This window comes from Microbulbifer okhotskensis, assembly GCF_023895975.1.
Lineage (GTDB): Bacteria > Pseudomonadota > Gammaproteobacteria > Pseudomonadales > Cellvibrionaceae > Microbulbifer > Microbulbifer okhotskensis.
Window position 1 is genome coordinate 1 of the sequence record NZ_JALBWM010000143.1, and the last position, 8,356, is coordinate 8,356.

The following is an 8,356-nucleotide window of genomic DNA, read 5'->3' on the forward strand; positions in this document are numbered from 1 at the left end:
ATCTGGCCGTGGTTCCTACCTATTTCGCCCCCTAAAACTGTCCGAAGTATTGTTATAATGATAGGTCTCGAAATATCGTTTCATTCCGTGGCACCTTTAAATAAGACTTTTTAAAGGGTTGGTGGCCATGAGCCCTCTACATGGATGAACACTTCTATGGTAGAGTTCATTCATAAGATCAAAGTGAAGTTGACGTGCTAGTTTACCCACATCTGGAGTGATCGCTAAACTCTATTTTCGTGAAATTAGGAGCTGGATTTGAAGAAAGTAGTAATATTTGGAAATTCTGGGGCAGGAAAATCTACTCTGTCCAAAGAGCTATCCGAATCGGAAGGTTTGCGGCACTTCGATTTGGATACCGTCGCATGGAAGCCAGTATCTCCGCCAGAAAGAAAGCCTGTTGATAAATCTAGAAAAGAAATTAACAAATTTTTAGGCATTAACGAAGGTTGGGTGATAGAAGGCTGTTATTCGGACTTGCTAGAAATAGTTCTCCCTGTATCCAGCGAAATCGTATTTCTGAATTTGCCCGTTGAGACATGCATTTCCAATGCAAAAAATCGCCCTTGGGAGCCCCATAAGTATGCCTCTAAAGAGGCCCAGGACAAGAATCTAAATATGTTGATAGATTGGATATCTGAATACCCAGTAAGAGATGATACATTTTCAAAGTCCTCACATGAAGCGCTATATTATCACTTTATCGGTAAGAAAATAATGTATACAGACAATAAACGGCATAGATAACCGCTAACCAGCTCTTCGCCTGTGGATACTGGGCAGCTTGCGCCGTTTGTCGAATTATTGGTTGATCTCGAGTTGCAACTACAGTACGGTAAAAATAGAATACATTATTTGAGAGCAAGTTGCTAATATCGGAAGTTGTAATAATACCGCATCCCATAGTACCTTTGACTGGTTCTTTATATTCGCGTGCAATTTCTGGTTACACTTTTTCTTGCGCTTGGTGGAGCTTTAATTTGAGATAATAGTCCCATCTACAATGGTGACTTGATGCATAATTTATCGTAGTCTTGAAGTGAGTCTGGTCGCTAACAAATTCACTCTGAATTGTTTTGAGGTTTCTTAGGGGGCGTGAAGGGACTATTGTCAGTCGGAATAGTCATAAATAATCATCAAGGCTATGACAATATTATGCTGAGTTTTCAATTTAATACTACAAAATGCATTATCAGTAGCCCCGGCGGCTTGAATACTATCAGTGATATTTGTAATCAGTTAAGCATCACCAAGCTCCTAGTGGTTACTGATCAAGGTATTGTAGGCTGTGGATTACTGGAAAAGCTAAAGGAGCAATTGCACGGCAAATTTACAGTTATCGTTTTTGATAAGGTGGTCGCCGACCCTAAAGAGCAAATCGTATTGTCAGCAGTAGCCATGGCGAATCAACATAATGTTGATGGTGTAATCGGATTTGGTGGTGGCAGCTCAATGGATACTGCCAAAGTAGTTGCCGTCATGATGGATTCACAGCAATCTTTGGGGCAGCTATATGGCCTAAATCAAGTTCAAGGTGATCGCTTACCACTGATTTTAATACCTACCACTGCCGGAACCGGTTCAGAAGTGACACCTATTGCAATTTTAACAACTGGAGAAACCACAAAGGCTGGAATTGTTGCTAACCAGTTACTGCCAGATGTTGCCTTATTAGATGCACAGTTAACTTTAGGGTTGCCAGGCCACGTCACAGCCGCAACGGGTATTGACTCAATGGTACATGCCATAGAGGCATATACGTCTAAACATAAAAAAAACCCCTATTCAGATATGTTAGCTAAGCAGGCATTACTGTTGCTATCGAAAAATATAGAAAAGGTCACGTTCCATGGCGAAGATGTTGAAGCAAGACAAAATATGTTGTTAGGCGCTTGCCTTGCGGGTCAAGCATTTGCCAATGCACCGGTTGCCGCTGTGCATGCGTTAGCCTATCCATTAGGTGGCCACTTTCATATAGCTCATGGGTTGAGTAACTCTTTAGTATTGCCACATGTGATGCGTTTTAATCAAAGCAATACCGCTAAACTTTATAGTGAATTGACACCATATATTTGCGCAAACATTAATACATCTCGATCAGATCAAAAAATATGTTCTGATCTTATTGTTTATATCGAGCAATTAATAGCGCGATTAAAATTACCCAGTACGTTAAAGCAATTGGATATACGTGAGCATCATTTGGAGAGGCTCGCCACCGATGCGATGTTGCAAACACGCCTGCTCACCAACAATCCTAAACCAATGTCTCATGATGATGCACTCCTAATTTATCAAGCTGCTTTTGAGGGGGCTTTGTGAGTAGGCAAGCTGTGTTACGCTCAGACTATTTTTGCCTTGAAGAATTGACTACTAGGTGGATGGATAATGATGTGTACGGGCACGTAAATAATGTTGTCTATTATTCCTATTTTGACACTATTGCCAATAACTTTTTGATAAGCCAGGCTGGGTTTGATATCTACTCCAGTGAAGTCATTGGCTATATGGTAAAGTCTAATTGTAATTATGTAACTAGTATTTCCTATCCCGACAAAATCAAGGGTGGGTTCAGAGTGAATCGAATAGGTAATTCTTCGGTTGAGTATGGAGTTGCAATATTTAAAGATGGGTACGAAAATGCTTGTGCACATGGTGCTATGACGCATGTCTTTGTTAATCGACATACTGAAAAACCGACAAAAATCTCAGGGCACCTACTGAAAGTATTGCAAAAGGCATGTGTTTGAGTATCTTGGCACCATCAAGAATGGTTGCAGAAAAATCTGACGAAGAAAGGCCCTATATTGAATGAGCTTTCAGTGTGGAGAATATAAATAATTATCTCCGGAAATCATTGAAAAACGTACGAACTTTGGTAGAGCATATGTGATTTCCTTTGAAGGGGAGGGATATTATATCGGCTCATGTGGTTCTCCGAGCCAAATATACCGATACGAGGAGAAAGAGTATGTATGAGGGCTTCAAGGTCCGGCTTCTGAGTGAGCGCCGAATTGAGCGGGTATAATATTTTGTCAAGCAATTAGCTCTTGTTAAGCTGTAGCGTAGGGGGGGCGCTTGTGTTTCAAGATCAACATAATCACCCCTACTGAAGCACAGGTCGCGATTGAGCTTTCTATTCTGGTATAACCATAAAAGTAACGCTCGTAATGATCAAAAATTTCAGGATACTTTGTAAAGCTGTTCAAGCCTCCAGCGAAGTTAAGTATGAGAACTAAAGGTAAGTGTTGGCATTTGAATAAAGGTATATCAAGTTTCTTCCGAATTTTTGGCAAGTTTCGCACGGATATGATTGAGGACAACGTAATCCATTTAGGCGGTCACTGCTCTTGCATCCAGTAGACTCTGGCGTTTAACGTCCCCCCAAACGGCCTGCGAAGCTGTGTTTGTCGTTAGCTTAACCGGGGGTAGACTCGTTGAGTCGGTGCATAAACTAGCTGATACCGGCGAAACGACTCCGCCAAGAGTTCGCGCGCTCTTCCAGGATATCTGTTTCCGCACGATCAAGTATTTTACTCTGAAAATGCTGCTAAAATACTGTAAAGATATTAAAATAGCCGCTGCCAAAGTGTGACCACCTCACTGAGTGGCCACTCATTGGCAGATTCTTTATCGGTAGAGGGGATTATATATTAGTGATGACTCATCCCTGTATGGACGGCCTTACCACCTGCTTCAGAACACTTAAGTACCCATCGGCGATCTCCACATCATCGTAGTAACCTCGATCTTTCAGTAATTGATGCAGGGCCCTAAGGTTATAGGTAGGGACTGCCATAAACGCATGATGTTCGCAGTGGTAACTCAAGCCATCGGTAGGGCTGACAAATAGGAAGCCCAAAATACCCCTTTGAATTGAGCGCGTATTATATTTTGGTTCTAGATGGTACAAATCTTTGACGCAGGCATGTTCGGCGATCTGGCGCATCCGTATAATGGCCATATATACAGTGAGGTAGGCCGCCACCCACAAACTAAATAGCTGAGGAAAACCTGAGGTCCACAATACGGAAAAGATAATACCGTTGACGAACAAACCGCGAGTTAACTGAAAATTAACTCTTTTTTTTCTACTTAATAAATCTCGCCCACTAAAAAATAAGTATATATTAGCCTTTAAACCCGTGATACCTAAAAAATCCCTGGTAAATTTCCTCACCAGACTTTTCCTGGTTACCGGATAATCTTTATAGTTCGGAAGGTCTGGATCTTCATTCGTCCCAGCCTTACGGTGATGGCTCAAGTGGCTTTTAATGTAGGTATCACCATCCATCAATAAAAATGGCGAAGACAACCACTTGGAAACAAAATTATTGTAGGCTCGAGTTGCGAAAAGCGTTTTATGGCTGGCTTCGTGCATAATAGCTGCCAATGCCTGCTGTCGGCCTGCAAGCAAGAATACCGCTACAATATATATTGACCAATGTGGCAGCAGCGCTGCAGCAAGAAAGATACCTACTATACCGAGCCAGGCACTTGCCACTACCCACCAGGCTTTGGTATCACTGCGTCGCAGGAATGGCTTGAGTTCTTCTTTGCTAATGGGGATATTCATTGCAGGGCACCTTGTTTAGATTATGCGTTAACACCTAACTTCTTCAGTTGTTCAAGCCAAATATTGCGACCAACTCGATCGTATTTGTGTACGATGTTCTTCAGTTGTTGATATTTGTTTTGCGGTCGTATCGCTCTGGGCAATAGAGGATCAATTGCTAAACGGTGTATGGCCTCGCCCCCCAGGCGACATGTTTCGGACAGGGACGCATTTACAGATTTCGATGCCAAAGTTGTGAGGCTGTTTTCAATCGACTGTATAAGAGCGCCATATTCGTGATCGAGCCGCTCAACATCCCAAAGCCGGTGAACCCACTGGCTAACCAATGAATCTGGCGCATCCTGCAAGACAAAGCAGTGTGCATCTTCTTCGAGGCCGAGAGTGGTCAGCGCAACAGTTATTCCTGAATGATTGAGCGTTAAATTGTTGGGGCGTACCCAAAGATGATCCAGGCCGGCGGCAAAACCATACCACTCAAGTACCAGTAATGATTTTTTCCGGACTGTACGCGTCACGCCTTTGGGCAGGTGGCAGGCGAGCCAGCGTGAATCCCATTTATCGTAATGAAAGGTATTTTTTTGCCAGCGGTTAATAAAAGAGCGCTTTGCCAGGGCCTTCTCCGTTAAACGGTACACCCCCCGGCCGTCATGTGTAATCAGGTCGGTACCAGTCAATCTGTTTAATGTAACCCGCAGATTATTGGTTGAAATATCAAAGGCGTCAGATATGAACCGTAACTGACTGGTTGCCAGTTCATGTCGTTTATTGACACCCATTAGATCCAGCAAAACATTTTTTGGGGTGGGCTCATAGGTAAACTGATACATAATAAGTATTACGATAAGAATCCAGAAATGTATTTTTTGTAATATTACAGGAAGGATCTCAATATACAACAGCTTGTAATGTTTGGAGTGGTGAATGTCGTTTAAATGCACAATGACGGTATCTATTGTTGTCGGTGCTGTTGTCGCTTGGATTCCACATTGATGTTGAGTGATATTAATCCTGGGTTCCCACAATAAAGCCCCTTATGGCGCTTGTTGTTTAAGCCATTGTCGAGGGGAGCATCCCATGCAGGATTTAAAGGCGCGCGATAAGGCGGCTTCGCTACTATAGCCAACTTCCTCTACTACCAGTTTGAATGGCTGGCCTTGCTTCAACGCGCGCTGCACTAACGATATCCGCCATCGCTGCAGATATGCTGCTGGAGTGATGCCGATTCGATCGCGAAAGGACTTGGCAAACACGCTCCGTGACATGCCAGCCTGATGGGCCAGCCCCTCTAGCGACCAGTCATGTGCCGGTCGTTCATGTATGGCAATCAATGCTAAACGCAAGCGCGGGTGTGCCATCCCAGATAGCATGCCAATTTGGGTTAGCCCTTCCTCCATCAAGTGCCGAAGTACCTGAATCACTATGACTTCGAATAGACGATCTAGTATTGCCTGCCGACCACAGTTTTGGGCAAAAGCTTCTTCAAATATCACATCCAGCATACTTTTTGAGTCGGGTATAGCTGAGAGTGGGAGGCTGACAAAGTCGGGCAGGGCTGTCGCTATGGGGTTGCCAGGGCCCCCATCGAAGCTGAGGTTGGCACAGGCAAAATCTGCACCGCTCTCGGCATCTGTAATAAATCGATGTGCCAGTGGGCGCGGGTAGAACAGCAAGCTGGGCTCTGTGATCATTAATGCTGGAGCGCTGTTGTGCTTAACCTCGACAGTGCCAGCGCGAATCAGGTGGAGTTGCCCCAGGTCATCCTCATCATTTAGCCCATTGATCCCGCATAAAGTGCCTGTATGGAATACGCGTGCTGTGATTGAAAAATTATCGAGCAAGGCCGCCAGTCGATCTGCCATTTTGATACTCCTGGTTAAGTTATAGAGATCAATTGTTGCATATCGTCTCAATTATGGGTGTAAATTTAATCCCGTTGATACATATGAGCCCTGGCTCTTCACAAAACCAAGGAGTATTAAGATGCAGCTAGAAAAAATTCTCTACACGGCTGAGGCCATTGCTGCAGGTGGTCGGGAAGGACGAGCGTTGTCCTCCGATGGTGCCCTCGACGTCCAACTTTCAACGCCGCGAGAGCTTGGCGGTGGGGGTGGTAACGGCACTAACCCCGAACAGCTATTTGCGGCAGGCTATTCAGCCTGTTTTCTGGGTGCATTGAAGCATGTTGCAGCTGGGGAAAAAATCGCTCTGCCGGATAATTCAAAGGTTACCGGCAAGGTCGGCATAGGTCCGATACCCACCGGTTTTGGTATTCAGGTGGCGTTGCGTATCAGCCTGCCCGGACTGGCTGAGGCCGTTGCGCAGTTGCTGATTAACAAAGCCCATATTGTTTGCCCCTACTCAAATGCGACCCGCGGAAACATTGATGTATACCTTGTGCTCGGCAACTGAGCGCTCAGCATTCACAAAAAACGCGATCTAAAAATCCCAAAGGAGAAACCAGAATGAATCCCTTAATTCGCAATATAGGCGCCCTTGGGGTAGCACTATTTACTACATTCGCTGCAACACAATCTCTAGCGGACTCAAAATCTAGTAAAGCTGTTAAGCCCGCTATTAGCTATTCCAAGACCGCCAACACCATCACCACCCGTGATGGAGTGCAGCTTTACTACAAGGATTGGGGTCCAAAGGACGGACCGGTTGTTACCTTCAGTCACGGTTGGCCGTTAAGTTCTGATAGCTGGGAGTCCCAGATGATATTCCTAGCATCCAGAGGCTATCGTGTTGTGGCGCATGATAGGCGGGGGCACGGCCGCTCCAGCCAGCCCTGGGATGGTAATGATATGGATCATTACGCAGATGACCTGGCAGCCGTTATCAAAGCTTTGGACCTGAAAGATGTGACTTTGGTGGGTTTCTCCACCGGTGGCGGTGAAGTAGCGCGCTATATCGGCCGTCATGGTACTGATCGCGTCAAGAAAGCCGCACTGATCTCAGCAGTTACACCGCTTATGCTCAAGACTGGCACCAACCCGGGTGGCGTGGCCCTGGAAGTATTTGATGGTATCCGCAAGGGGTCCCTGGAAAACCGCTCTCAACTTTACCTCGATATCGCATCCGGGCCATTCTTCGGGTTTAACCGCCCAGATGCCGAGCCCTCACAAGGTTTGATTCAGTCATTCTGGGCGCAGGGAATGCAAGGTGGACACAAGAATACCTACGATTCAATCGCAGCCTTTTCGGCTACAGATTTCTGTGGGGATCTGAAGAAATTTGATGTGCCCACGCTGATCGTTCATGGTAGCGATGACCAGATCGTACCCATCGATAATTCGGCTCGTGCCGCAGCAAAAATTGTCCGCAATGCCAGGCTGGTTATTTATCCTGGTGCACCGCACGGCCTTGCCGACACTCACAAGGAGCAACTTAATCAAGACCTGCTGAAGTTTTTGCAGGACTGATGAATCTTATTGCTAGTGCCCTACGACAGTAGGGCACTCTCCGCGTCAATGGCGCTAATGATATGAATATGATGACCAGAAAATTTCTGGGCAGGCCTTGCAGGCAGAGTGTAGTGGTCCAGCTGAAAAGGCAAGCCTTTAAGCATATCTCGGCGCTCCCCGCCCACCAGTGGTAGTAGGCTTTTGGGCTGCTCGGCTGAGATTGCAGCGCGAATGCGTTGCTGGATCGAGGTGTAATCGGATTCCTCAGGAGTTTTGGCGATGCCAGCGCGGATAGGATTGAGATCCACATAAGCCAAGCAGGCAGGGCTGTCCCATATAAATCGGTGTAAAAACGAACAGAATAGACCTAAAATAG

The 8,356-nt window shown here is 45.5% G+C and carries 8 protein-coding genes and 1 pseudogene; 5 read left to right on the forward strand and 4 right to left on the reverse strand.

What is annotated here, in order from left to right; all coding sequences use genetic code 11:
- Nucleotides 1–258 precede the first annotated feature (258 nt).
- The 3 genes from MO867_RS19365 (at nt 259) to MO867_RS19375 (ending at nt 2,750) form a co-directional block, all read left to right on the forward strand.
- Nucleotides 259–747: an AAA family ATPase gene (locus MO867_RS19365; protein WP_252472174.1), complete on the forward strand. Its 489-nt coding sequence runs from the start codon at nt 259–261 to the stop codon at nt 745–747.
- Between the two features lie 360 nt (nt 748–1,107).
- Complete coding sequence (locus MO867_RS19370; RefSeq protein WP_309143317.1) at nt 1,108–2,322, forward strand: iron-containing alcohol dehydrogenase; 1,215 nt, start codon at nt 1,108–1,110, stop codon at nt 2,320–2,322.
- Nucleotides 2,319–2,750 carry an acyl-CoA thioesterase gene (locus MO867_RS19375; protein ID WP_252472175.1) on the forward strand — a complete coding sequence of 144 codons (432 nt, stop codon included), beginning with the start codon at nt 2,319–2,321 and terminating at the stop codon, nt 2,748–2,750. The genes MO867_RS19370 and MO867_RS19375 overlap by 4 nt, the downstream gene beginning before the upstream one ends.
- 914 nt (nt 2,751–3,664) lie before the next feature.
- Here MO867_RS19375 and MO867_RS19380 read toward each other — a convergent pair.
- The 3 genes from MO867_RS19380 to MO867_RS19390 are packed head-to-tail and all read right to left on the reverse strand — an operon-like array spanning nt 3,665 to nt 6,435.
- A complete protein-coding gene (locus tag MO867_RS19380; protein ID WP_252472177.1) occupies nt 3,665–4,576 on the reverse strand; it encodes a fatty acid desaturase family protein in 912 nt (303 codons plus the stop codon).
- A gap of 20 nt (nt 4,577–4,596) precedes the next feature.
- On the reverse strand, nt 4,597–5,598 hold the full coding sequence (locus MO867_RS19385; protein WP_252472179.1) for a hypothetical protein: 1,002 nt from the start codon (nt 5,596–5,598) through the stop codon (nt 4,597–4,599).
- Between the two features lie 9 nt (nt 5,599–5,607).
- On the reverse strand, nt 5,608–6,435 hold the full coding sequence (locus MO867_RS19390) for an AraC family transcriptional regulator (RefSeq protein WP_252472181.1): 828 nt from the start codon (nt 6,433–6,435) through the stop codon (nt 5,608–5,610).
- 121 nt (nt 6,436–6,556) lie between these two features.
- Here MO867_RS19390 and MO867_RS19395 point away from each other — a divergent pair, with 121 nt between their 5' ends.
- Both MO867_RS19395 and MO867_RS19400 read left to right on the forward strand, forming a co-directional pair.
- Complete coding sequence (locus MO867_RS19395; RefSeq protein ID WP_252472183.1) at nt 6,557–6,985, forward strand: organic hydroperoxide resistance protein; 429 nt, start codon at nt 6,557–6,559, stop codon at nt 6,983–6,985.
- Nucleotides 6,986–7,038: 53 nt separating this feature from the next.
- Nucleotides 7,039–7,998, forward strand: coding sequence for an alpha/beta fold hydrolase (locus tag MO867_RS19400; RefSeq protein ID WP_252472185.1), 960 nt, complete (start codon nt 7,039–7,041; stop codon nt 7,996–7,998).
- Between the two features lie 20 nt (nt 7,999–8,018).
- On the opposite strand, the pseudogene MO867_RS19405 reads toward MO867_RS19400, so the two are convergent.
- Nucleotides 8,019–8,356, reverse strand: a pseudogene (locus MO867_RS19405) (hypothetical protein); the annotation flags it as partial.

Coding starts and splice junctions, on each gene's coding strand:
- MO867_RS19380 (WP_252472177.1), bottom strand. CDS start 4,576: ATGAATATCCCCATTAGCAAAGAAGAACTCAAGCCATTCCTGCGACGC.
- MO867_RS19390 (WP_252472181.1), bottom strand. CDS start 6,435: ATGGCAGATCGACTGGCGGCCTTGCTCGATAATTTTTCAATCACAGCA.
- MO867_RS19395 (WP_252472183.1), top strand. CDS start 6,557: ATGCAGCTAGAAAAAATTCTCTACACGGCTGAGGCCATTGCTGCAGGT.
- MO867_RS19400 (WP_252472185.1), top strand. CDS start 7,039: ATGAATCCCTTAATTCGCAATATAGGCGCCCTTGGGGTAGCACTATTT.